At 60.3% G+C, this 24,518-nt stretch carries 21 protein-coding genes, 2 pseudogenes and 1 riboswitch; of the genes and pseudogenes, 15 read left to right on the top strand and 8 right to left on the bottom strand.

Annotated elements, in window-relative coordinates:
- Positions 1-205: 205 nt before the first annotated feature.
- The gene (locus AC1Q8Q_RS17775; RefSeq protein WP_240963547.1) at positions 206-1,132 is read left to right on the top strand and encodes a transporter; all 927 of its coding nucleotides are present in this window, start codon (positions 206-208) and stop codon (positions 1,130-1,132) included.
- A gap of 24 nt (positions 1,133-1,156) precedes the next feature.
- Here AC1Q8Q_RS17775 and AC1Q8Q_RS17770 read toward each other — a convergent pair.
- Positions 1,157-1,414, bottom strand: a pseudogene (locus tag AC1Q8Q_RS17770) (agmatine deiminase family protein); the annotation flags it as partial.
- Between the two features lie 212 nt (positions 1,415-1,626).
- Between AC1Q8Q_RS17770 and AC1Q8Q_RS17765 the strand changes: the two are divergent.
- The 9 genes and pseudogenes from AC1Q8Q_RS17765 (at position 1,627) to AC1Q8Q_RS17725 (ending at position 9,419) form a co-directional block, all read left to right on the top strand.
- Complete coding sequence (locus tag AC1Q8Q_RS17765) at positions 1,627-1,995, top strand: DUF6632 domain-containing protein (protein ID WP_489325344.1); 369 nt, start codon at positions 1,627-1,629, stop codon at positions 1,993-1,995.
- Positions 1,996-2,186: 191 nt separating this feature from the next.
- On the top strand, positions 2,187-3,353 hold the full coding sequence (locus AC1Q8Q_RS17760) for an acetyltransferase domain-containing protein (protein ID WP_168757956.1): 1,167 nt from the start codon (positions 2,187-2,189) through the stop codon (positions 3,351-3,353).
- Positions 3,354-3,386: 33 nt separating this feature from the next.
- A riboswitch (cobalamin riboswitch) is annotated at positions 3,387-3,581 on the top strand.
- Between the two features lie 146 nt (positions 3,582-3,727).
- Entirely contained in the window at positions 3,728-4,741 is a 1,014-nt protein-coding gene (locus tag AC1Q8Q_RS17755) for an ABC transporter substrate-binding protein (RefSeq protein WP_168757955.1), read from the top strand.
- Positions 4,738-5,754 (top strand): FecCD family ABC transporter permease, encoded by a 1,017-nt coding sequence (locus AC1Q8Q_RS17750; protein ID WP_492615294.1) that lies wholly within the window; start codon positions 4,738-4,740, stop codon positions 5,752-5,754. The genes AC1Q8Q_RS17755 and AC1Q8Q_RS17750 overlap by 4 nt, the downstream gene beginning before the upstream one ends.
- Positions 5,751-6,542: an ABC transporter ATP-binding protein gene (locus tag AC1Q8Q_RS17745; protein WP_454865761.1), complete on the top strand. Its 792-nt coding sequence runs from the start codon at positions 5,751-5,753 to the stop codon at positions 6,540-6,542. The genes AC1Q8Q_RS17750 and AC1Q8Q_RS17745 overlap by 4 nt, the downstream gene beginning before the upstream one ends.
- 21 nt (positions 6,543-6,563) lie before the next feature.
- Positions 6,564-7,898, top strand: coding sequence for an OprD family porin (locus AC1Q8Q_RS17740; protein ID WP_492615293.1), 1,335 nt, complete (start codon positions 6,564-6,566; stop codon positions 7,896-7,898).
- A gap of 40 nt (positions 7,899-7,938) precedes the next feature.
- Positions 7,939-8,544: pseudogene (locus AC1Q8Q_RS17735) on the top strand (hypothetical protein).
- A gap of 52 nt (positions 8,545-8,596) precedes the next feature.
- Positions 8,597-8,992, top strand: a complete 396-nt coding sequence (locus AC1Q8Q_RS17730) for an avidin-fold protein (protein ID WP_020797743.1) — start codon at positions 8,597-8,599, stop codon at positions 8,990-8,992.
- A 31-nt stretch (positions 8,993-9,023) separates the two neighbouring features.
- The gene (locus AC1Q8Q_RS17725; protein WP_033043439.1) at positions 9,024-9,419 is read left to right on the top strand and encodes a GFA family protein; all 396 of its coding nucleotides are present in this window, start codon (positions 9,024-9,026) and stop codon (positions 9,417-9,419) included.
- A 48-nt stretch (positions 9,420-9,467) separates the two neighbouring features.
- Here AC1Q8Q_RS17725 and AC1Q8Q_RS17720 read toward each other — a convergent pair whose 3' ends face one another.
- Entirely contained in the window at positions 9,468-9,926 is a 459-nt protein-coding gene (locus tag AC1Q8Q_RS17720) for a winged helix-turn-helix transcriptional regulator (protein ID WP_168757952.1), read from the bottom strand.
- Between the two features lie 98 nt (positions 9,927-10,024).
- Here AC1Q8Q_RS17720 and AC1Q8Q_RS17715 point away from each other — a divergent pair, with 98 nt between their 5' ends.
- Together AC1Q8Q_RS17715 and AC1Q8Q_RS17710 are read left to right on the top strand one after the other, a co-directional pair.
- On the top strand, positions 10,025-11,281 hold the full coding sequence (locus AC1Q8Q_RS17715; protein ID WP_492615292.1) for an MFS transporter: 1,257 nt from the start codon (positions 10,025-10,027) through the stop codon (positions 11,279-11,281).
- A 119-nt stretch (positions 11,282-11,400) separates the two neighbouring features.
- The gene (locus AC1Q8Q_RS17710; RefSeq protein WP_020797738.1) at positions 11,401-11,907 is read left to right on the top strand and encodes a YkgB family protein; all 507 of its coding nucleotides are present in this window, start codon (positions 11,401-11,403) and stop codon (positions 11,905-11,907) included.
- 45 nt (positions 11,908-11,952) lie between these two features.
- Here AC1Q8Q_RS17710 and AC1Q8Q_RS17705 read toward each other — a convergent pair whose 3' ends face one another.
- Positions 11,953-12,798 (bottom strand): AraC family transcriptional regulator, encoded by an 846-nt coding sequence (locus AC1Q8Q_RS17705; protein WP_083348917.1) that lies wholly within the window; start codon positions 12,796-12,798, stop codon positions 11,953-11,955.
- A 263-nt stretch (positions 12,799-13,061) separates the two neighbouring features.
- On the opposite strand from AC1Q8Q_RS17705, the gene AC1Q8Q_RS17700 reads away from it, so the two are divergent.
- From AC1Q8Q_RS17700 to AC1Q8Q_RS17690, 3 genes are all read left to right on the top strand, one after another.
- The gene (locus AC1Q8Q_RS17700; RefSeq protein ID WP_492615291.1) at positions 13,062-14,864 is read left to right on the top strand and encodes an acyl-CoA dehydrogenase; all 1,803 of its coding nucleotides are present in this window, start codon (positions 13,062-13,064) and stop codon (positions 14,862-14,864) included.
- A 175-nt stretch (positions 14,865-15,039) separates the two neighbouring features.
- Positions 15,040-17,151, top strand: coding sequence for a 3-hydroxyacyl-CoA dehydrogenase NAD-binding domain-containing protein (locus AC1Q8Q_RS17695; protein WP_020797734.1), 2,112 nt, complete (start codon positions 15,040-15,042; stop codon positions 17,149-17,151).
- Positions 17,152-17,204: 53 nt separating this feature from the next.
- The gene (locus AC1Q8Q_RS17690) at positions 17,205-17,981 is read left to right on the top strand and encodes an SDR family NAD(P)-dependent oxidoreductase (protein ID WP_492615290.1); all 777 of its coding nucleotides are present in this window, start codon (positions 17,205-17,207) and stop codon (positions 17,979-17,981) included.
- A 175-nt stretch (positions 17,982-18,156) separates the two neighbouring features.
- Here the strand turns inward: AC1Q8Q_RS17690 and AC1Q8Q_RS17685 are convergent, their stop codons facing one another.
- From AC1Q8Q_RS17685 to AC1Q8Q_RS17665, 5 genes are read right to left on the bottom strand one after another with little or no spacing between them, the layout of a single operon-like run.
- Positions 18,157-19,884 (bottom strand): ABC transporter ATP-binding protein, encoded by a 1,728-nt coding sequence (locus AC1Q8Q_RS17685; protein ID WP_492615289.1) that lies wholly within the window; start codon positions 19,882-19,884, stop codon positions 18,157-18,159.
- A gap of 58 nt (positions 19,885-19,942) precedes the next feature.
- Positions 19,943-21,145, bottom strand: a complete 1,203-nt coding sequence (gene spt, locus AC1Q8Q_RS17680; RefSeq protein ID WP_083348912.1) for a serine palmitoyltransferase — start codon at positions 21,143-21,145, stop codon at positions 19,943-19,945.
- Positions 21,132-21,392, bottom strand: coding sequence for an acyl carrier protein (locus AC1Q8Q_RS17675; protein WP_033044595.1), 261 nt, complete (start codon positions 21,390-21,392; stop codon positions 21,132-21,134). Before AC1Q8Q_RS17675 ends, spt begins: the two co-directional genes overlap by 14 nt.
- Before the next feature lie 35 nt (positions 21,393-21,427).
- On the bottom strand, positions 21,428-22,345 hold the full coding sequence (locus AC1Q8Q_RS17670) for an NAD-dependent epimerase/dehydratase family protein (RefSeq protein ID WP_033044596.1): 918 nt from the start codon (positions 22,343-22,345) through the stop codon (positions 21,428-21,430).
- On the bottom strand, positions 22,342-24,072 hold the full coding sequence (locus AC1Q8Q_RS17665; protein ID WP_492615288.1) for a fatty acyl-AMP ligase: 1,731 nt from the start codon (positions 24,070-24,072) through the stop codon (positions 22,342-22,344). The genes AC1Q8Q_RS17670 and AC1Q8Q_RS17665 overlap by 4 nt, the downstream gene beginning before the upstream one ends.
- Between the last annotated feature and the right edge of the window lie 446 nt (positions 24,073-24,518).

Below are 24,518 nucleotides of genomic sequence, written 5' to 3'. Positions count from 1 at the left end.
GTGGATTTCACCCCGTTTTTCTGTAGGAGCGAGCATGATTACTTGACCAGTTCAGCATGCTCGCGATGGTCTTCAACGATAACGCGGGGGGGCTTGATACCCCGTGGCGGCCTCGGGTTTTTCGCGCGCATGCTCGCTCCTGCAGGGAAGTGCTACAACAATACATAGAACCCTGAAAATCCTGACAGGAAGCGAGCGAATGTGGATGAAACACAAACTCTGCATCGCCAGGCTGGCTCGGGTCGCATCCGCATCGCTCATCATGGTAGCCACCACTGCCGTCGCAGAGGATCTTGAACCCAGGTCCTACGCCAATACGCCGGTCGGTATCAATTTCCTGCTCCTGGGCTACAGCGATCTCCATGGCAACGTGACCGCCAACCCCTCCGTCCCCTTGCAGAATGCCAAACTCCACATCAAGACGGTCGTATTTGCCTTCGCCAGGTCCCTGGACGTCTGGGGCCGCTCCGGGAAGTTCGACATCGTCGTGCCTGAAGCCAGATTGACGGGCTCGGCCCTGTTTGCCGGTGAACCCAGGGAGCGAAATGTCACTGGGCTGATTGATCCAAGATTGCGCTTCTCGGTCAACTTGTGGGGCGCCCCGGCGATGTCCCTGGCTGAGTTCCCCAGCTATCAACAAGATGTGATTATCGGCGCCAGCCTGGCAATTACGGCGCCACTTGGCCAATACGACTCCAGCAGGCTGGTCAATCTCGGCAACAACCGCTGGTCATTCAAACCCGAACTTGGGGTTTCCAAGCGCCTGGGCCCCGTGACCCTGGAATTATCCGCTGCGGGAACCTTTTACACCGACAATAACCAGTACCTTGGTGACCGTACTTTTTCCCAGAACCCGATTTACCAGGCACAGGTGCATCTTATCTATGCCTTTAGTAACGGTGTCTGGGCCTCGCTGGATGGGACCTACTTCGCTGGCGGGAGTACCTCAGTCGATGGGATCGGTAACCACGACTTTCAGGAAAATACACGCTATGGGGGTACCCTCTCGCTGCCGTTGAACCGAAATAATTCGCTAAAGCTGTTTGCGAGTGAAGGTGCGCATACCCGTACCGGCAGTGAATACGATGCCGTTGGCATCGTCTGGCAGTATCGCTTCGGTGGAGGGCTTTGAATCTCAGGATTTACATAATCCAGACTAAACCGAAGGCTGGTGACTGGTCACACAGTGGATGCCGCCACCACCTGCGGCGATTGCGTCGATGTTGAGCTGCACCACCTCGCGGTCCGGGTAAAGTTCAGACAACAGGTCAAAGGCTTTCGTATCTGCTTCCTTATCACCGAACTGGGGCGCAATGACCGCACCATTGATCACGAAGTAATTGATGTAGCCGGCGGCGAAGTCTGGATTCTTTTTGCTGAATTTGTTCTGTCGTGGATTCGTCGATGGAGAGACTGGCAACTACCGATACCTGCTTGATGAACTCGCGGCGTGTCGACATGTATGTATCTCTCAATTCTGCTTCGGCATGCATGCTACGTCTGCAAAAACAGGTAAACAAACGATGTATTTTGCAGAGAATTGATTAGAGGTACTTATCAATATGCCCAAGTGCTGGCCGCAGCCTCAGCCTATTATTTAGAGCCAGCCCCGAAGAGGAGTCCGCCATGACCGTAGTCGATCGCCTCAGTTTTTTACGCGTCGCTCTAGTTTTGGCTGGCCTCGCGTGCCTTGCTCTCTACCCACTTATGTTGTTCTGGCCGTCCGGCTGGGCTTGGCACGTCGGTCACTCGGACTACCCGATGATGATCGTTGGCATCTACGCCACACTTGGCGTCTTCTTGATCCTGGCCGCACGTGATCCATTAGCCAATCTGAGCCTCATCTGGTTCACCGTGTGGTCTAGCGCTGTACATGGAGGCATCATGGCCGTCCAGGCGGTTACCCAGCCAGGGCAAATGGGGCACTTGGCAGGTGACGTGCCGGCGCTCTTCATCGTGGCGGTTGCCTTGGCCGTCTTGACGCCCCGCTCGTAATTGACCGCTAGTCTCCCGATTGGCCCTCGAGCCCGGCGCTGATCTCAACGAAGTCATCGCCAGCAAGCCGGCTCCTGCAAAGTTAAATAGCATTTCGCCCACACAATCAATTATTTATGTTACGTTATAACAACATAACGATTATCGGTTCTTAACCGACAGCATGACCCACCCCCTGCCTGCGACTTTCAATGACAAACCTTGTTCAAACCCCGCCCACCACCAGCCTGAACCAACGCCTGATATCCATAGATGCCCTCAGAGGCTTGGTGATCCTTCTGATGCTGCTGGATCATGTGCGCGAGACGTTCTTCCTGCACCGCCAGGTCACCGACCCGATGCTTGTCGACAGCACGGAGCCAACGTTGTTTTTCAGCCGCACCCTCGCACATTTGTGTGCGCCGGTGTTCGTTCTGCTCACTGGACTGTCGGCATTCCTGTACGGTGAAAAGCACCAGGGCACGCCGTCGATGTTCCTGTTCAAGCGTGGCCTGTTCCTGGTTGTGCTGGAATTCACCCTGGTGAATTTCGCCTGGACCTTTCAGTTCCCGCCTGCTGTGATCTACCTGCAGGTGATCTGGGCGATTGGTGTCAGCATGATTGCCCTCTCTGTATTGGCCTGGCTACCTCGGCCAATATTGTGTGTCCTGGGCCTGGCCATAGTCGGTTTGCACAACCTGCTCGATCCCCTGCACTTCCCGCCCGGATCGGCGCTGCACCTGCCTTGGGCGATTTTGCATGATCGCGGCTGGATCGAATTCTCCGACCACTTGCGCCTGCGCACCTCCTACCCCGTGCTGCCGTGGATCGGCGTCATCGCCCTGGGTTACTGCATCGGTCCGTGGTTCGCACGCTCTACCTCGTTCGCAATGCGTCAGCGTTATCTGTTGCTGACAGGTGCCTGTGCATTGATCGGTTTCATCGCCCTGCGCCTGGTCAACGGTTATGGCGAAGCGCAGTGGGTGGTTCATGAAAGCACGACAGAAACCCTCATGAGTTTCTTCAACATCACCAAGTACCCCCCTTCCCTGCTGTTCCTGTGCCTGACACTGGGCGTGGGGCTTTTACTGCTGCTTGGCTTCGAGCGGGCCCGGCAGCGCCAATGGATCAGCATCCTGGCGGTATTTGGCGCGGCACCGATGTTTTTCTACCTGCTCCATCTGTATGTGCTGAAAATGCTTTATCTGCTCAGCGCGGCATTTTTCGGCCTGAACCAGGGCGACTACTTCGGCTTCGACGGCATAGGTGCCGTATGGCTGATCGCCGTGCTCCTGGCGGCAACGCTGTATCCACCGGTGCGCTGGTTCGCCGCATTGAAGGCGCGTCGTCGCGATATCGCCTGGCTCAAATACTTCTGATCAGGCGATGGGTTCGCCTCGGGCGGCATGATCGACTACCATGCCGCCGCCGGTTCCCAAACGGGATTAATAGGGAATCCGTGATGCTGCCAACGCATCAAACGGAACTGCCCCCGCAACTGTAGGTGCCGAGCCTGCTCCTGAACTGCCACTGGGATCGATTCCCGGGAAGGCTGGAGCACGCCATGACGCATCAGTCAGGAGACCTGCCGGCCAAGCAACAAATCACTAACCGGCGGGGTGTCCGGGAAGGACATCTGCGCGGGCGTCACTCAGGTGATGGGCCTTGCACTGCTGTTTTCGGCAGCGCTCGATGATGTGTTTTCCAGACCTTGCACCCTGGCTGCGTGTACGGTTCAAATGGAGATTGCATCATGCTGTTGCCGCGCTTTTTCACCCTCGTCACCGGCCTGGGACTTTCTGCCCTCGCCTGTGCCTCCCCTACTCATTACCCGCTGACGATCGAGAACTGCGGCAGCACACTGACGTTCACGCACGCCCCTGTCCGGGCGGTGACTATCGGCCAGGCCGGCACCGAAATGCTCTTCGCCCTGGGACTCGGTGACAAACTGGTCGGCACTTCGCTGTGGTTCAATGATGTGCTGGGCAAATACAAGGGGCAAAACGACAGGATCGAACGCCTGGCCGATAACGAGCCGAGTTTCGAGTCGGTCATCGGCAAGCGCCCGGAACTGGTCGCTGTCGAACTTGAGTGGATGGTCGGCCCGCAAGGCGCAGTCGCTACCCGCGAGCAGTTTCACGAACTGCAGATTCCAACCTATCTCATGCCCTCGGACTGCGAATCCAAGGACAACCTGGTGGGGGCCGACGGCACCCGCCTGCAGCCGTTTCGCATTGACAGTCTCTACAGAAGCATTACCCAACTGGCCGAGATTTTTGATGTCCAGGCGCGCGGGCAGCAACTGAACGCGCAACTGCAGGCCAGCCTGGCCAAGTCCATTGCCGCGGTGCAAGGCAAAGACCTCACGCACACCAGCGCGCTGGTCTGGTTTTCCAGTGCCAGCCTGGACATCGATCCCTATGTCGCCGGGCACAAGGGCATCCCCGACTTCATGCTGGGCACCTTGGGCGTGCGCAATGTGGTGCAGTCCGACGAAGAGTGGCCAACCGTTGGCTGGGAAACCATCGCCAAGGCCAACCCGACATTCCTGGTCATCGCCCGCATGGATCGCCGGCGTTTCCCGGCTGACGACTATCAACGGAAACTGCAATTCCTGCGCAGCGATCCCGTGACCCGCAACATGGACGCGGTGAAAAACAACCGCATCATTATCCTCGACGCCATGGCCATGCAGGCCAGCTTGAGAATGTTCGACGGTCTCGAATCGCTGGCAACGGCCATCAACCGCTACGACCTGCCAAAATGACCGCGACGCTGATTCGCACTCTGCTTGCACTGGTGATGCTGCTCGTGGCCGTGATCGCCGGCGTGGCCATCGGTGAAACCCGCATCGAACCCGGCGTGGTGTTCCAGGTGTTGGCCAACAAACTGTGGATGGCCGGGTATGCCCTCGATCCTATCGATGAGGGCATTGTCTGGAACTACCGCCTGACTCGCGCGTTGGTGGCGGCGGCTTGCGGGGCGGGCCTGGCGACCTGCGGGGTGATCCTGCAATCGCTGCTGCGCAACCCGTTGGCCGATCCCTACCTGCTTGGCATTTCCGCGGGGGCCTCGACGGGTGCGGTGCTGGTGGCGTTGCTGGGCCTGGGTGCCGGAGCAATTTCGATGTCGGCCGGGGCGTTTGCCGGCGCCGTCGCCGCCTTCACCGTCGTGGTGTTGCTGGGCCGTGCCAGCGGTTCGCCCGGCAGTACCGGCCAGATCATCCTGGCGGGCATTGCCGGTTCACAACTGTTCAATGCGCTCACCGCGTTCCTGATCACCAAGTCGGCCAGTTCCGAACAGGCTCGCGGCATCATGTTCTGGCTACTGGGCAATCTCAGTGGCGTGCGCTGGCCCTCCGTGTGGCTGGCTGTACCGGTTGCGGTGGCCGGCCTGGCGGTTTGCCTGTGGCACCGGCGGGCACTGGATGCCTTCACCTTCGGCGCCGACTCCGCGGCCTCACTCGGCATCGCGGTACGTCCCGTGCAATTTCTGTTGATCAGTTGCGCCGCCCTGGTGACGGCGGTGATGGTGTCGATTGTCGGCTCTATCGGTTTCGTTGGACTGGTCATTCCCCACGCCGCCAGGCTGTTGCTGGGCACTCGGCATACCCGCCTGTTGCCGGCGAGTGCGCTGGGCGGTGCGGTGTTTCTGGTGGCCGCCGATGTGCTGTCGCGGACCTTGATCAAGGGCCAGGTGATTCCGGTCGGCGTGATTACCGCATTGGTCGGCGCGCCGGTGTTCGCGCTGATCCTGGTCGGTCGGAGGAATGCCCGATGAATGCGCTTGCGCCGGTTACCGACGAAACCGTGCTGAGTTGTTCCAGCCTCGAATTGCATATCCGCGAAGTTGAACTATTGCACCAGATTCACCTGGACATTCGTCGTGGCGAAACCCTGGGCCTTGTCGGGCCCAACGGCTCTGGAAAATCCACCCTGCTCAAACTGCTGGCCGGCGTGCGTGCGCCCAGCCGGGGAGCGGTCCATCTCAACGGCCAAGACCTCAAGGCCCTGTCCCGGCGAACCATCGCCCAAACCCTGGCGGTGGTTGAGCAGCAGGCCGACACCCTGGATGCGATCAGTGTGTTCGATGCCGTGGCCCTGGGCCGAACGCCGTGGTTGTCGGCCTTGAGTCCATGGTCGAAGGCGGACGAAGACATCGTCCATCAAGCCTTGCGCGACGTCGATGCGACGCATCTTTGCAGGCGCACGTGGCGTAGCCTCTCTGGCGGCGAGCGTCAGCGCGTGCATATCGCTCGCGCCCTGGCCCAGCGCCCGCAGATCCTGTTGCTGGACGAACCGACCAACCACCTGGATATCCAGCACCAGCTGGCGATTCTGCACGTTGTTCACGCATTGCCCGTGACCACCGTGATTGCCCTGCACGACCTCAACCAGGCACTCACCTGCGATCGTCTGGCGGTGCTGGAAAAAGGGCGCTTGGTGGCCCTTGGCAAGCCGCTTGAGGTGTTGACCCCGCGACGCCTGCTGGAGACTTTCGGGGTGCACGCGCACTACCTCATTGACCCCTTCGACGGCGCGCACATCCTGCGCTTGCGCTCATCCTGATTTGTTTGTGGACACCCCGGAATGCATACCCGATCAGCCATTCTCTTCGCCCTGGCAAGCCCTCTCGCACTCGCCGATTCAGTTCAATCGCAAGCCAAGGGATTTATCCAGGACAGCACCTGGAGCGTGCTCAATCGCACGGTTTACGACCATCGCGAGTACCTCAATGGCGCCCGCAATGGCGCTGCGCGTAATGCCTACAAACCGCGTGACGAGCGTAATGGCTACGCCGAAGAATGGGCCTACGGGCTGATGGCGACGGTGCAATCGGGCTTCACCCAGGGCTTGATCGGGGTGGGCATGGATGTCCATGCCTACCTCGGGGCACAACTCGACAGCGGCGGTGGCCGCGCAGGGAAAGCGCGATTGCTCGGTCTCGACAACCAGGGACATCCCAAGGATGCGTTCAGCCGCGGCGGTGCGGCACTCAAACTGCGCCGGTCATCGACCGTGCTGAGCTATGGCGAGCAGCGCGTGAAAACGCCGGTATTCAGTTCGTCCGATAGCCGCCTGCTCCCGGAGACCGCCACCGGGGTGTTTCTCACAAGCAGCGAGTTCGAGGCGCTGACGCTGGTAGCTGGACATTTCAGCGAAAGTACCGATCGGAACGCCAGCAGCCATGACCAGGGCTTTGTGGTCAACTACTCCAACGCCGTGAAAGGCAATGCCTTCGATCTCGCGGGCGTGGTCTTCACACCGGCAAAGAAGCTGACCGTCAGCGCCTATACATCGCGCTATGAAGACACCTGGAACCAGCATTACCTGGGTAGCACCTTCATCCAGCCGCTGGATGAAACCCGCGCGTTGTCGATCAACCTGAACCTGTACCGCACCACGGATGAGGGCAAGTCGCTGTCCGGCAGGATCGACAGCACGACCTGGAGCCTGATGTCCACTTACACCCAAGGCCCCCATGGCTTCAGCCTCGGCTATCAGAAGGTGGACGCCAACACACCGTTTGACTACGTCACCCGTGGCGCTATCTTCATCAGCAACGCCGTCCAGCTGTCGGACTTCAACGCTCCCCATGAACAGTCCTGGCAAGCCCGCTACGATTTCGATGCCAGCCCCTGGGGGTTACCGGGCCTGTCCATGAGCGCCGCCTATGTGCGCGGAAGCCGGATCGATGGAAGCCATGTCGACCCGCAAGGCGGCTACGCCTACCTGGGTTATGGCGAAGGCGGCAAACATTGGGAGCGTGACCTGCAGGTGCGCCATGTGGTGCAAGGTGGCGCGGCGAAAGGCACCACCCTGTCGTTGCAATACAATGTGCATCGGGGCAATACCGCACAGGCAGAACTGGACACCGACCAGATACGCCTGGCTGTGGAGTATCCGCTGACGGGAAGGTTTTGACGCGTGCCGCAATGACGCAATTAATGGAGCAGTCATAACAATGATCCTGGTTGTTGAAGGTATCAGCGCCAGTGGGAAAACCACTTGGTGCGCCGAGCATGGAAAGCAGCATGTCATTCCCGAAAACGGCCGTTTTGATAACGAGCCGGACCGGATAAAGAATCCAGTCGGAGCAGCCACCTTTTGGGCAGAGCGAAACGTGGATCGCTGGCAACAAACGTTGGCCATGGAAAACACCTCTTCGTGGGCCTTATGTGACAGTGATCCTCTCAAGCTCCACTACATCTGGAGCCTTTGGCAAATCGGCGAGGCGAGCGAACCCGAGTGGCGGGTAGAGTTGGACGCTACAAGAGAAACGATCGCACAAGGACGTATTGGCTTTGCTGACTGTTATATTGTTGGCCGCATCGATCCTCAGCTCGCGCGCGCGCGTGCCAAAGCAGACACCACCCGCCGACGCAGCAAATTCGAGCTACACGTGCGCCTCCAACAAGCGCTGCTGACTTGGTACTCAGCCATGGATGAAGTGCTTCCCGGCAGAGTGTGATTCGGGTTTCCTTCAAAAATGCCCACCGTCGGCAACCTTGATGGGAGATATTCGGTAACGGCATTTGATCAAATGATCGCATCGCTCCCCGGAAAGTAATCAGTACTCCAGCGCTAAGATGGACCCTCTCCACTACAAGGAAGCAACATTCATGGAAAGCCCCTTTTCTCAAGTCACCGAACGTTTGAACAATCGCCGATTCACGGTAGCAGGCAATACCCACGGGCTGTCCGGTGCAGGCACGGTGTTTCACTACCAGGTCGAGGGAGATGCCATTTCAAGTACCTACCAGGGCGGCAAGATCCGCATGGGCCATCAGGTCGGCCGCGTGACAGGCCCCGAGACCATCGAGCTGCTTTTTCATTGCCTGACCACGGAGGGTGAGATTCTGTCCGGCTGGTCTCGTGGCACGGTAGGCGTTGATCACGAGGGGCGGACCACCCTGTCCTTCGTATGGGGTTGGTTGTCGGGTGCGACTGGAGGTGGGGAGTCGAGCTACGTCGAGCTTGTCGCTTGGCAAACGCCGTCAGACTGCAAAAAGCCGTGATCTTCACACAGTGCCCAAACCGGAGGACAAAATGAAAGGAAGCTGCGCTTGTGGGGCTGTAGGCTATGAGATCGACAGCATTGATATGCCGATCAGCCATTGTCACTGCAGCACCTGCCGCAAGACCCATGCCGCTGCTTATGTCTCCACGGCTGGCGTGTTGAAAGAGCATTTCAGGTGGACACGAGGCCTGGACGCGTTGAGGCCTTTCGAGTCAACTCCCGGGAAGATCCGACACTTCTGCTCGCACTGCGGATCGCACCTTGCGGCAGAGCGTAACGGCTCAAGCGCGATGATCGTGCGCGTGGCGACGCTGGACGAGGATCCTGGTTCCAGGCCCGAATATCACATCTGGACGGAGCAGGACGTGGCGTGGCTGAATGGGGAGGGTCTGCCAGGGTACTCACAATGGCAGCCTGGGCGATGATGGAAAGTTTGCTTGGCCCTCACCACTTCTGGAATGACAACAGCCGATTCACGACTCGCCATCAACCAGTCTCACCCTGTGGCAATCAGCGGGCCGCAGCGTCTGCCCGCTCGCTGAGCGCACCTCAATCGGCATCAACGGCTTGCCGGACGCGTTGTCCAACAGCACAGAACGGGTCTCCTGCGGCTCGAACAGGAATCGTTCGCCCCACTGCCTCATGCAGACCACCAACGGAAAGATCTCCCGTCCTTTCTCTGTCAGCACGTACTCCTTGTAGGCGCTGCCATCCGACGCCGGTCGGATGTCGAATATCCCGATCTCGACCAGAGTCTTCAGTCGCGAAGCCAGAATATTCTTGGCCACGCCCAGGCTCTTCTGAAATTCGCTGAACCGGCGAATGTCGTCAAAGGCATCGCGGATGATCATGAGCGACCAGCGATCGCCAATGGCTTCCAGTGTTCTTGCGACCGGGCATTCGTTGCCTTGTGGCGTAGCGTCGTCGAGCATTTTTTACTCCCGGGAATGTGGTTGCAATTTGAAACCTGTCATGCCAACAATAGATTCAGGTTTTAATTTGCAACCAGTTTAACGCCACGGAGGCGCACATGACAGCAGATACCGATTCAGCGGCCCAATGCCTTGTCAGGCGGCCTGGGCAAATCGGCGAATGCACCGGGTTCGAACACTCTCCAGGGCTTTCACCATCGCTGACGTTATTGTTTTCCATCACCTGCGCACTTGCAGTCGGCAACGTTTACTTCGCGCAACCGTTACTCGATTCCATGGCCCAGAGTCTGGGCGTGGACTCATCTATGATCGGGATTGTGGTGACGGCCACCCAGGTGGGTTACGCGCTGGGGCTGCTGTTCATCGTCCCGCTGGGGGATCTGGTCAATCACAAGCGGCTGATTCTGGCGCAAGTGCTGCTGTCGGCGTTGGCGCTGGCGGCGGTCGGTGCTGCCCAGCAATGGCTGGCCCTGTTGAGTGCCATGATCGTGATGGGCCTGCTGGCCGTGGTCGTACAGGTACTTGTGGCATACGCCGCCGCGCTCGCAACGCCCTCGCAACGCGGGCAAGCCGTCGGGACGGTAACCAGCGGGATTGTCCTGGGCATTCTTCTGGCGCGGTTTACCTCTGGCGTGATTGCGGACATCGCGGGCTGGCGCGCCGTGTACTTTGTGTCTTCAGGGCTGATGCTTACGCTCGCGGCGGTGCTGTGGAAAAGCGTGCCCGTAACGGCAGTGCCAAGGCATCAAGACAGCTACCTCACGCTCATCCGTTCGCTGTTCACCCTATTCATTACCGAGCCCACGTTACGCGCCAGAGGCCTGTTGGCGATGCTGATCTTTGCCGCTTTTTCCGTGTTGTGGACGTCCATGGTGCTGCCCTTGAGCGCCCCGCCGCTGTCGCTGTCACACACGGCTATCGGCCTGTTTGGCCTGGCCGGCGTCGCCGGTGCCCTGGCGGCCAGAAGAGCCGGTCGCTGGGCCGATCAAGGCCTGGGGCAACGAGTGACCGGCATTTCGCTAGGGCTCCTGACGCTGTCCTGGTTGCCCATTGCATTCGCCCAGACGTCCCTGGTCGCCCTGGTCTGCGGCGTCGTCCTGCTCGACTTTGCGGTGCAGGCAGTACACGTCAGCAACCAGAGCATCATTTTCGCCGCACGACCCGACGCGCACAGTCGCATGGTCGGCGCCTACATGTGCTTCTACTCGGTCGGCAGCGCGCTGGGAGCCGCCGCAGCGACCCAGGTTTATGCGCTTTGGGGCTGGATGGCCGTCAGCCTGCTGGGCGCCTCGATCAGTGCTGCTGCTCTGGTCTTGTGGGTTTTCTCGTCGCCAAGTCAAGACGATCTGCACTGAATGCAATACGTTCTGGCGCCACGAGCATGGCATCCAAGGCAACACTGTCCGCACTCCCAACGCACACCGCGCCGGGTTGTTGATTAGCGTTCCTCACCACTCTCCTGGAAGCCTTGATCATGAAAACCTTAAGCATCGACAACAGCAGCACCAACGTACAAAGCTCTTCCACGCTCGGGATCAAAACCATGGCGCTTGGCACCTATGGTGCCTACTTTGCACTCGCCGTCATTTACTTCTGGTTTGGCGGGATGAAGTTCACCCACTACGAAGCCACCGGTCTGGTGCCGCTGGTGAGTAACAGCCCTTTGCTGGGTTGGGTCTACGACATTTTCAGTGTCGATACCTTCTCCAGCCTGCTTGGCATCCTGGAGGTCTCGATCGGGGTCCTGATTGCAGGTCGCTTGCTGTCACCCAAGCTTTCATTGATCGGCGCAGCCCTGTCTGCCGGACTGTTCTTCACCACCTTGAGCTTCATGTTCTCGACCCCCGGCGTGATTGAACCCGGCCTCGGTTTTCCAGGCATCTCGGTGGCGCCGGGGCAGTTTCTGCTCAAGGACATCGGCTTGCTTGCCGCCTCGATATTTATCGCCGGCCACTCCCTGACTGAGCTGCAAAGCCGTTGAACCGATGATCGACCCTGCGCGATGGCCTGAAGCAGTTCGATGCTTTCAGGCCATTGCCCCATCATCGTCTCCCGCCAGGTCTTTCACCCAGTCCCGCGGGCTGCAGCCCGTCTTGCGTCGAAACGCACGTGCCAGTGCCGAAGGGCTTTCATAGCCGACCTCGGCGGCGATCAGCGTAATCGACCGCCCTTCACGCAGACGCTTCTGCGCCAGGCTGATCCGCCAACTCAACAGATATTCGGCAGGTGTCTGCCCGATGACGTCGCGAAAATGCACCGCGTAGGCCGCGCGCGACATATTCGACTCGCTCGCAAGTTGCGCAATTGACCAGGCACGCTCGGGTGCGTTGTGAATTTGCACCAGGGAGCGCGCCAACCGCGGATCGGCCAGGCCGGCCATCATTCCGGTGCGCAATTGTTGGTGATCAAGCAGATGCCGAAACAACAGGATGATCAGCAGTTCAAATAAACGCTCCAGAGCTGCCTCCCTGCCACAATGCGCGCTCGCTGCCTCGCCGAACATCCACTTCAGCGTATCGGCCAGCATGGGCAGTTCATCCAGGGACAACACCAGGTAATCGGGTAACGAAGCCGCCAACGGATTATCGATTCCGCCCTCGAACTCCATTGAGGCACACAACAGTTGAGCGCCCTCGGACTCGTTGGCAAACAACTGATGTCGGCTGGGGCGTGGCATGAAAATCAGGCTGGGCCGGGTCAGCAGTAAGTCCTTGCGATCGGCGCCCAGCAACGTGACGCTGCCCGCCTGCAGCAGATGAACATAACCACGCCCTTGCGCACCATCGTAGGACGCGAGGCCGCATAACCTGCCGTTGTAAAACAGGTTTGCGCGTACGCCGAACTGCGAAAACAAGGTAGACAGGCGATCCATGGACAATCTCTAGGCCAGGCATAGACGCTCAGATCATAGCATCAGCGGTGGGTGCTTCGACTCAAGCCCCGTGCCTGGAACCTTCGAGGCTCTCTCTTCGCGCCTGTTGCGGGCGAGGACACTGTTTCCGTCACCTGACGACGTCCGGGCCTCCCCCAAAGGAGGGGGATAAAAGCCCGGCACATCACACTATTGTGGACGCCTGTAACGGGCCGAGAATTGCTTCCATGGCCCACACTCGACACTGTTTGACGAGAGATGCCATGACTGACCTGCTGCTCAACGAACGCGAACTGCGCTTCCAGCTTTACGAGCTGCTCGATACCGAAGCGTTGTTGCAACGCCCGCGCTATGCCGAGCACGACCGCGGCGTGTTCGACGCTTCTCTCACCACCGCCCTCCAGATCGCCGCTGAGCTGTTCGCCCCGCACAATCACAAGGGCGATGCCAACGAACCGACCTTCGATGGCGAGCGGGTTCACATGATCGCCGAAACCAAAGTCGCCTGGGACGCCTTTGCCCAGGCCGGGTTCCTGGCCGCGCACCACGATTTTGCCGATGGCGGCCTGCAATTGCCAGAAGTGATCCTGCGAGCTTGCATGGCCTACTTCAACGCGGCGAATATTTCCACGGTCGCCTATTCCTTCCTGAGCATCGGCGCGACCAATCTGCTCAGGGCCTTTGCCAGTCCACCGTTGCTTGAACGCTTCCTGGCGCCCATGCTCGACGGTCGCTTCAGCGGCACGATGGCCCTCACCGAACCCGGCCAGGGCTCGGCGCTGGGCGACCTGCGCACCCTGGCACGCCCGGCTGAAAACGGCACTTACCAGATCTTCGGCCAGAAGATGTTCATCTCCGGTGGCGACCACGAACTGACCGATAACATCGTGCACATGGTGTTGGCCCGCATCGAAGGCGCGCCGGCCGGGACCAAGGGCATTTCGCTGTTCCTGGTGCCCAAGTTCCTGGTCAATGCCGATGGCAGCGTCGGTGCGCGCAACGACGTGGCGCTGGCCGGCCTGCTGCACAAGATGGGCTATCGCAACACCACGTCCACGGTGCTCAGCTTCGGCGAGCACGACGGCGCCGTGGGCTACCTGGTCGGTGTGGAACATCAGGGCCTGAGCTACATGTTCCAGATGATGAACGAGGCCCGCATCGGTGTCGGCCTCGGGGCCGCCAGCCTCGCCTACCAGAGCTACATTCACGCCCTGGACTACGCCCGCCAGCGGCCACAGGGCCGCTTGCCCGGGAACAAGAACCCGGCGGCACCCCAGGTGCGCATCATCGAGCACGCCGATGTGCGTCGGATGCTGCTGCAACAGAAGGTCTACGCCGAGGGCAGCCTGGCGCTGTGCTTGTATGCCAGCAGCCTGGTGGAAGATGCCCACACCGCGACCACTGCGCTGGCGCGCAACAATGCCGGCGAATTGCTCGACCTGCTGACGCCGGTGGTCAAGACCTACCCCTCGCGCTACGGCCTGCTCGCGTCCGAGATTGGCGTCCAGGTGCTTGGCGGCGCCGGTTATACCCGCGAATACCCGCTGGAACAGTACTACCGCGACAATCGCCTGAACCCGATTCATGAAGGCACCGAAGGCATCCAGGCCATCGACCTGCTGGGTCGAAAACTGGGGCCGCGCGGAGGTGATGGCTATCGACTGTTCACCGCCGAAGTGCTTGCCACCCTGCTCACCGCCAACAGCGACCCACACTGTGCGCCGCTCGCGGCACTGCTGGCCGATGCCTTGCGCGTACTCGAGCAAGTCACCGCCAGCCTGCAAACGCAGGTGACGGCCGATGCCAACCTCGGCATGGCCAATGCCACGCCCTATCTGGACCTGTTTGGACGCGTGGTGGTCGGGTGGATCTGGTTGCGCCAGGCCCTGCTGGCCAGCCGCGCCCTGGGTTCGGGCGCTGGCGACAGCGACGCCGATTTCTATCAAGGCAAGTTGCAGGCTGCGCATTACTACATGACCTGGGAACTGGCGTCGCTGGAGTCCCAGGGGCGGCTGCTCACTGAAGCCAACCATGTCGCCTACTACATGCAGGACCGCTGGTTCTAATGCCCCTCCCCTGTAGGAGCGAGCATGCTCCGGGCGGCGTTCCGACGATGGTCGTCAACGATAACGCGTGCTTTCAGGATTCACGCGGTGTTTGGAAGTTCATCGTCGGAACGCCGCCCGGAGCATGCTCGCTCCTACAGGGGGCCGTGATAACAATAAATTTCGGGAAATCAACATGAGCAACCTGGTCACCTACCACGTCGAAGACAACCTCGCCCTGATCGGCCTGGCATCAAAGCCGGTCAACGCACTGGGGCAACCCCTGCGTGCGGCCATTCTCGACGCCTGCGAGCGCGCCGCCAGCGATCCTGCCGTCTCGGCGATCATTGTGCACGGTGCAAACGGCTTGTTCTGCGCCGGTGCCGATATCAGCGAATTCGGCCTTCCCGGGTCTTTCGCCGCCCCTTCGCTGCCCGACTTGCTGTTGCGTCTGACCCAAATCGACAAACCACTGATTGCCAGCATCGATCGCTTCGCCCTCGGTGGTGGGCTGGAGCTGGCGCTGGCCTGCGGTTATCGCATCAGCGCTGCCGACAGCCGTCTCGGCTTGCCGGAAATCAACCTGGGCCTATTGCCCGGTGCGGGTGGGACCCAGCGTTTGCCGCGACTGATCGGCGCCGAACCGGCACTGGAAATGATGATCTCCGGCCAGCCTGTCAGCGCAGGCAGGGCCCTTGAGCTCGGCTTGATCGACCGCTTGCTCGGGGACGGCGAATGCCTGCTCGATGGCGCACGTCACTTCGCCCGGGAGTTGATCCGCGAAGGCGCACCGGCGCGCCCCGCAGAACGTCACGCCAACCCGGCCGCCGCCCTGCCCGATGGGTATTTCACAGACTATCGGGCCAGCCACGAACCGCGCTGGAAAAACCGCCTGGCGCCCCGACTGGTGCTGGCGGCCGTCGAGTCGGCCTGCGTGCTGCCGTTGCAGGCCGGCCTGCAGCGCGAAGTCGCCCTGTTCAAGGAAGCCGAAGCCTCGACGCAATCCCAGGCCTTGCGCCATGTGTTTTTCGCCGAGCGCGAGGCCGGCAAAGTGGCCGGTGTCACCGCTAACACAGCCTTGCGTCCGGTCGCCCGGGTCGCGGTGATCGGCGCCGGGACCATGGGCGGTGGCATCGCCATGAACTTCGCCAACGTGGGCATCCCCGTCACGCTGCTGGAGCTCAAACCCGAGGCGCTGGAGCGTGGGCTGGGGCAAATCCGCAGCAGCTATGAGATCAGCCGGCAACGCGGCAAGCTGACCCAGGAACAGCTCGACCAGCGCATGGCCTTGCTCACCGGCACCCTTGACTATGCCGACATTGCCGAGTGCGACCTGGTGATCGAGGCGGTGTTCGAAAGCCTGCCGATCAAGCAACAAGTGTTCCGCACCCTGGATGAGGTGTGCAAGCCAGGCGCGATTCTGGCCAGCAACACCTCCACCCTCGATGTCGACCAGATCGCCGCGGTTACGCGCCGCCCGCAAGACGTCATCGGCCTGCACTTTTTCAGTCCGGCCAATGTGATGCGCCTGCTCGAAGTTGTTCGCGGCAAACTCACCGCGCCCGAGGTGCTGGCGACCACACTGAAACTGGGCAAGACGATTGGGAAAATCCCGGTAGTGTCCGGCGTGTGCTTCGGCTTCATCGGCAATCGCATGCTCGAACCCTACTCCCGCGAAGCCCATCGCCTGGTATTGGAGGGCGCTACGCCAGCGCAGATCGACCAGGTGCTGACTGACCTCGGCCTGGCCATGGGGGTGATGGCGATGCACGACCTGGCCGGGATCGACGTCAGCTTCCTGGTGCGCGAGTCGCGTCGTGAAGCGATTGCCCATGATCCGAGCTATTGCCGCCTGGCTGACGAACTGAACGCCCTCGGCCGCTTCGGTCAGAAGACCCGGCGCGGTGCCTATATCTATGAGGGCCGCGAGCGCAAGGAGGACTTCGAGGTCATCACCCTGGCCGAACGCATCGCCGGCGAACTGGACATCCGCCGCCGGCCGATCGCCACGCAGGAGATTCATGACCGCTGCCTGTTCATGCTGATCAACGAGGGCATCCAGCTGCTCGACGAAGGCATTGCCGAGCGCAGTGGCGATATCGACCTGGTGTGGATCAACGGTTACGGCTTCCCGGCGTGGCTCGGCGGGCCGATGCACTATGCCGAGCAGATCGGCCTGGACAAGGTGCTGGACGGTATCCGCCATTACCGCAAGGCCCTCGGCGAATACGGCGAGATGTGGTTCCACCCTGCCCCGTTGCTGGAACGCCTGGTGGCTGCCGGCAAGACCCGCATCGAACGAATCTGAGTCCCGATCGGCCGCCATGGGCGGCCGATCCACTCCCCGACAGGAACAATGCGATGAATGAAAACCCCGGTTTTTCCCTGATTGGCAAGACGGTACTGGTCACCGGTGCCTCCAGCGGCATTGGCGCGCATCTGGCGCGCGTGGCCAGCGGTGCGGGTGCGCGCGTAGTGCTGGGCGCCCGGCGCGTGGAGCGCTTGCAGCAACTGGCAGACGAAATTCGCCAGACTGGCGGTGAGGCTATGGCCGTGGCCCTGGACGTTACCGATCGCGACAGCGTCGAAGCAGCGTTTGACGCCGCCCAGGTTGCTTTCGGTGTGGTGGATGTAGTGCTCAACAATGCCGGCATCGGCAACGGCCAGCGCGTGCTGGAGATCAGCGAGGCCGATTGGCGGGCGATGCTGTCGACCAACCTCGACGGCGTCTGGCGCGTTGCCCAGTGTGCAGCGCAACGCCTCGCAAAGGCACAGCGACCTGGCAGCATCGTCAACATCGCCTCGATGCTCGGGCTGCGCGTAGGCACTGGCTACAGCCACTACTGCGCGGCGAAGGCTGGCGTGGTGCAACTGAGCAAATCCCTGGCGCTGGAACTGGCGCGCTACCAGATCCGCGTGAATGCCATTGCGCCGGGTTACTTCAAGACCGAAATGAACGATGAGTATTTCGACAGCGAAAAGGGCCAGGCGTATATACGCGACACCGTGCCGATGCGTCGACTGGGAAGCCTGCAGGAACTGGAAGGCCCGTTTCTCCTGCTCGCGAGCGAGGCCGGCGCCTTCATGACAGGCGCGGTCCTGGCAGTGGACGGCGGCCATCTGGTCGGCAGCCTGTAAACGCTAGCTCCCGCGAATGAACGGATATCTCTGTAGGAGCGAGCATGCTCCGGGCGGCGTTCCGACGATGGAGGTCAACGATGTTGCGAGGAGCCTGACACGCCGCGGTGCTCTCAGGTTTTTCGCGAGCATGCTCGCTCCTACAGACTGGACGCCCCCTACCCCTGCGCTTTTCTCAGGCTTTCGCCTCGTCAGCCCGAGTGCCATCAGGATCGACGGCATGGTGCGTGGCCAGTACCTTGCCGTCTCGGACCTCGAGAATCTGATCCGCAATGCGGATCACGGCAGGCCTGTGCGACACTGCGATGACAGTGATGCCAGGCGTGAGGTTCTTCAGCACCTGGCATATTTCCGCCTCCGACTCCGGATCGAGTGCGCTGGTGGCTTCGTCCAGGATCAGCAGCCTGGGGCGATGGGCCAGGGCACGCGCGATGACGATACGCTGCCTTTGCCCTCCTGAGAGTTTGGCCCCGCGCTCGCCGACGATCGATTGCAGTCCGCCAGGGCATTCCTGCACAAACTGCCATGCACCGGCTTGACGCAGCGCGCGCTCTGCGTCGGTGGCGTTCAAGGCCCTGTCTCCCAAGGTGACATTCGCCAGGATGCTATCGTGCAGCAGTAGGGTTTCCTGGGTGACGTAGCCGATCATTCGGCGCCAGGCCTTCCTGTCCAAGGCATGCAAGTCACAGTCGTCGACCCTGATGCGTCCGGACTGTGGCGCGAGCAGCGCACAGATCAGGTCGAGCACGGTGGTCTTGCCGGAGCCGGACGGACCGATCATGGTGGTGAATGAACCGACCGGGAAATTCATCGACACGTTGTTAAGAACCTGCCGCCCGCCGTAGCCAAAACTGATATTTTCAAAAGCGATATGCCGCTGCAAGGAAGGCGTGCAAGTCCCTCCGACAGGCTCGGCATCGGCAATAGCGTTGTCGATCGACTCGTTAATGGCCCAATAGGCGCTCTCTTGCGCGGCCATCCGGTGATAGCGCTGCTGTGCCTTGTGCAGCAACCCCAGCATGCGCACTACCACGAAGATCAACACCATCACCGAAGACAGCGGCATGCCGCCGATGACCAGCCCCGCGTAGAGGCCCGCCGCGGCAAGGATCGCCAGCATGGGCTCCTGCAAGGCCCTCAGCGTTTCGCGGCTCATCACTTCGCGTTCCAATGCGGTATTGAGTTCGCCGGCGTGACGACGCAGCAAGGAATCGGCGATGTCATCGCGTGCCATGGCTTTGAGCGGTTTCACCGAGCCAAGGGTGTCCGTCAGGTGGACCAGCAACTCGCGCATCAGGCGGGTCTGGCTTTTCCCGACACGCCGCGATGTCTTGACCAGACCTCGCACGGCAGCCAGCAGGACGAAGCCGATCACCAGTGACAGGATCGCGGCCTGCCACGAGACAAAAAGCGCGATTAGTGCATAGGCCGCCGCCTGGATACCCAGCGCCAGCATATTGGCCGCATGCTCATAAGCCGTGGAAGCACGGAAGGCTTCGGTTGCAACGGCATTGGCCAGTGCTCCGGAGGGTTGGCGCAGGTAATATTCCCAGCGGCTACCCAGCAATGCCTTGATGAGGCTCACACGCAGGTCGGTTGCCACGTGTGCCACGGTATAGCCCACTTGACGGTTGCCCAACAATATCAGCAGGTTGCTCAGCGTCATGCCCACGACAATGACCACCAGCATGTTCGCGATCGTCGGCTGCAGGCCGATCGAGTTCATTGCCCCGAAGACGTAGACCGCCAGCTTCGAATGAGGCTGGTCTTCAAGCATGGCCGATATCAAGGGCAGCATCGTGCTCAAACTGACGCTTTCAACCACCCCTGCCAGCAGCAGGCTCAGGAGCATCAGCACGGTGCGGGCCGGGTAGGAGCGGCCAAAGGCAAAAATAATCCGCATGACTGTGGTTCACTATGACGTAGGTAAAGATTAGCTCACCGACAGCTCACGACACTCATCAAGCGCCCGCCGTGACCTGGCCCATCGCGCCACGCAATGAAGCGAAGGCCTCGATGATCCGGTCAATTTGTTCAGGTGTATGGGCCGCACTGACGCTGCAACGCACCAGGGTGACGGCGCCGGGGGTCGCGGGAGGAAGGACCAGATTGACATAGACGCCCCTCTCTATCAGCGCCCGCCAAACGGTCAGGCCCTCTTGAGGCGACTCCAGCATGACGGCAATCACTGGACTGGCCTGCGGTCCCAACTGGTAGCCTGACTCTGCCAAACCTTGATACAGCCGTCGGGCGTTCGACCACAGCTGATGCCGCAGCTCCGGGCGTTCCTTGATGGCCGCCAGCGCCGTCCTTACCGAGGCAATCGCCGAGGGGGCTGGTGAAGCGGTAAAAATATAAGGTCTGCTGGCGTAGCGAAGCAGGTCCATTTGCGCGTCGTGACAGGCGGCGAATCCGCCGACGGCGCCCAGACTCTTGCTGAACGTTCCCAACAGGATGTCCACCTCCGAGTCCACACCCAGCTCCTCGGCCAGGCCTCGCCCGTTGGCCCCCAGGACGCCAAAGGAATGCGCCTCGTCAACCAACAGGTAACCTCCAAGGCGGCGCTTGACCTCGACTATTTCTCTGAGCGGAGCCTGGTCGCCCAGCATGCTGTAGATCCCTTCCACCAGGATAATCGCTTCCCGCGCGCGTTCGCCGAGCCGGACCATGCGCCGCTCCAGATCAGCGACATCGTTATGGCGAAAACGGATGATCTCCGCGCCTCCCAGCTTGCAAGCGTCGTAGATGCTCGCGTGGCAGTCAGCGTCAAGCAACACGACCTCGCGCGACCCTGCCAACGTCCCGATGACAGCCAGGTTGGCGACATAGCCTGTCGAGAACACGATGACGGAACTTCGCCCCAGGAAATCAACCAGTTCCTCTTCCAGCGCGCTGTGTCCGGCGTAACTGCCGTTGGCCATGCGAGAACCGGTAGTGCCGGTGCCCTCTAGCGCCAGTGAGCGCTGCGCCGCCTTGATGCTGGCGGGGTCGAAGGTGAGTCCAAGATAATTATTGGTGCCGGCGAGAATGACCCTTTGCCCCTCAATACAGCCCTCGGTGGGGGAATACATCTCATCGATGCGAATTCCAAAAGGATGGATCTGTGTGCCACAGAGACTGGCGCGCTCAGCTGCCAGCTTGCCGAACTTGTCAAACAGTCCCATTTTTACGCTCCGTCAGGGTAAGAATGGCATGAGCCAACTGGTCGGGAGTGTGCACGTCCATCAGGATATTGAGAGGGATCGACATTTTGAGCTCGTCCTCCAATACCCACAGCATGTCCATCACCTTTATCGACTCCATCCCCAAGTCTCCGGTCAGATCGGAATTCGGTTTGATTACCATTCCAGATGGTGCAAACGGCTCGATGATCTCCATGACCTTTTCGAGTATCGCTTCTTCTGTGATCATCGTGGATCTCCTGGGGTTCAGTCGTTCTTCGCCGCTCAGTACAGATGATTGCGCAATGCTTGCCCTAACAGAATCTGCGGCTCCCAACCCAATACCGCGCTGATGCGGGCATTGCTGCAAGTCCAGTCAGGGTGCATCAGCTCATTGACTTTACCGGGGGTCAGCATGGGCGCCTGGCGGGTGAAGCGCGACAGCACCAGGTTCGCTCGTGCGATCCCCTTCAACACCTTGGCAGGCACTACCGCGTGCCGTACCGGCGCATTGCGGATATCGGTGGCGATGCTGGCCAGGCTTGCCCAGTCGTACCCTTGCGCCTGGCCATCACATAATTCAAAGGTCTGCGATTGCATGACAGGCGCATCCAACCACTGCATGACGGCACTGACCAGATCGTCGACATGCAGAAAGCTAAGCAGTGAATCGCCTTTACCGGGCGTGACCAGCCAGCCCCGCAGGAGCCACTCGAACACCGGGCGCAACTCGCGGTCGCCTGGTCCATATACGGCGGTTGGCCTGAAAATGCACACGGGTATCGTCCCGGCCGCCTCCCTGACCTGGCATTCCCCTTCGAATTTGGAAGCGGCGTACCAGGACAATGTCGGATAGCGAGCGGCAAGGGACGAGATCAGCAAAAAACGCTCGCAACTCCCACTCATCCGCGCCGCCTCCATCAAGCGCTTGCTGCCCTGCACATTGACCTCGTCGAAGTCTCGGGCATTCCTGCCCCTGACCTTCCCTGCGCAATGAATGACTGTATCTGCCCCCCTGGTGAGCTCGGCCAGGGCCTGTTCATCTTCCAGTGTTCCGCTGATCCACTTTGTTCCATCCGCTGTCATTGCGCTCCTGGAGCGAGCCAGGGCACGGACCTCCACGCCACGGGTGATGAGCCGTTCGCGTAGGACACTGCCTATGAAGCCAGTCGCGCCAGTGAGCGAAACAACGCGAGCACTCACGTCACCTCCAGCGCTAGATAAGGAAGGTCGGTGTTCGCCTGGGCCAAAAATCGTTCAAGGGCTTCGGCACGGGAAGGCTTGCCCGAGGAGGTTCGCGGCAACGAGTGAGGAGGCACAAGGTGCACGTCAGCAGTGAGACCGAACTCACTGGTGATCTTCGCTACCAGGGTACGGACCAGGCGTTCACGACCTTCTGGCTCACGGATGCGGCATTGAATCTGGACCACGACCTGGGGCTCATCATCGACGGGAACGACGAACACAATCGCATCGCCGGGCCTCAGTTCAGGTTCGGATTCCACCAGGTATTCAATATCCTGCGGCCAGATGTTGCGACCGCGCACAATCAGCAAATCCTTGCTCCGACCGGTGATATGCAGTTCACCCTGGGACAGGTAGCCCAGGTCACCGGTGTTCAGCCAGCCATCTTCCAGGACTGCCCAGGTGCTCTGTGGGTCATTGAAATAACCTGACATTACGCTGGGTCCCTGGACGAATATCTGCCCTACCTCACGCTCCGCAACCTGCCGCCCCGCAGCGTTGCGGATTTCCACGCGATGGCCGGGCAAAGGGGCGCCACAGTTGGTGAAGGCGCAGCTTGCCGGATCATCGGCGGCGCTCGCCTGCGCCCTGAACTGATGCTCCAATACCGAGCGCGCGACATGGTCCACTTGCACCCCCACCCCGCGACGGGCGAAGCTGACGGCCAGCGTGCTTTCCGCCAGACCATAGCAAGGCGTGAAGGCAGCCGGATCGAATCCGGTGTCGAGAAAACACTCGGCGAAGCGGCTTAACACCGATGCCCGAATCGGTTCTGCCCCGATCCCCGCCACGCGCCAGCAGGAGAGATCCAGCGGCGTTTTTTCCAGGTCCCGGACTCGCCGGGTACAAAGGTCATAGCCAAAGGGCGGCGCCACCGAGACAGTGACTCGATTCTGGCTGATAAGCTTGAGCCATTGCCCGGGCCGAGTGGCGAAATCCCGGGTGTGCAAGTAGTCGACAGTCAATTGCGCCGCCATGGGCGCCAGGACAAAACCCACCAGCCCCATGTCATGATAAAAGGGCAACCATGAGGCGCACCGATCCCCTGCGCGAACGCCAACACCGTCCACGACGATGCCTCTGATGTTGGCCATCACCGCACGCTGGGTAATGATCACGCCACGCGGGAAGCGGGTACTGCCGGACGTGTATTGCAGGTAGGCGATGTCCTCCGGCGAGACCGTGGGTAGCGTCTGCGACGCGGGCAATTGGCCCAATGTCTCAAGCGACCCGACGAACACCTGCCGGGTGTCCCCCAGTGCTTCGCGGATATAGGGCAGCCATTCCTCCACCCCCAAAACGGCCGCCGGCGTGCAATTGGCGAACAGCCCCTTCAACTTGTCCACATAGGAACGATGGCTTCCCAGGCTGGCAGGAACCAGCAGAGGAACGGCGATCAAGCCAGCGTACTGGCAGGCGAAAAACGACTCGATAAAGCTTGGGTGCGTATCGGCGATGAGCGCAACCCGATCGCCTTTGTTCAACTTGAGCCCAAGTAGGCGCTGGGCAATCGAGACAGCATTACTTCTGAGCGTTGAGTATTCGAGCGCTGCATTCAAGCGGCAATGTCTGTCATAGAAGTTCATCCCGCCCTGGCCTGAAGCGGCATAATCGAGTGCTTCCACCAGCGTGGGAAAGTCCGCTAGACGTTGGGTAAGTGCCTGGTTTGAAAAGGTCGCAGACATAAGAAGACACCCATCCATTTAGCCAAGTAAGGACAAGTCAAATAGCGTATTTATCACCTGCGCCAGTAAAACACGTGCCGTTCTACTGCCCTCAAGACCGATTCCATGGAGTCGTGGCCCCAAGGATATCCGGCTCAGCCTTTTCAATTATTTACAGAGCCTAACGCAATACTAATCGGCATCTGGATGAGCGCAAATTTTTTCCCGGATGAGCGACGACCGGCGAGTAATAATCGCGATGAAAGCTTCTCGTTCTCAAGCGTGATGTTTATCACAAAGTGCGCTGATTACTGTAATACAGCTCACTTAAGCGTGGGGTTGTAGATAAGAATTGGACGGGGTGTATATCCATTGCTGCGGTAACGGCGGCTTATGGTTTCGCTTTTACAGCGACTCCCTTTTTCAAACGCCGGAGTGCCGGCCCAGCAAAAAGGAAGCAAAAGGCT

Source organism: Pseudomonas sp. GW823-FHT06B06 (assembly GCF_058795195.1).
This window is presented reverse-complemented; position numbering and strand designations above follow the sequence as displayed.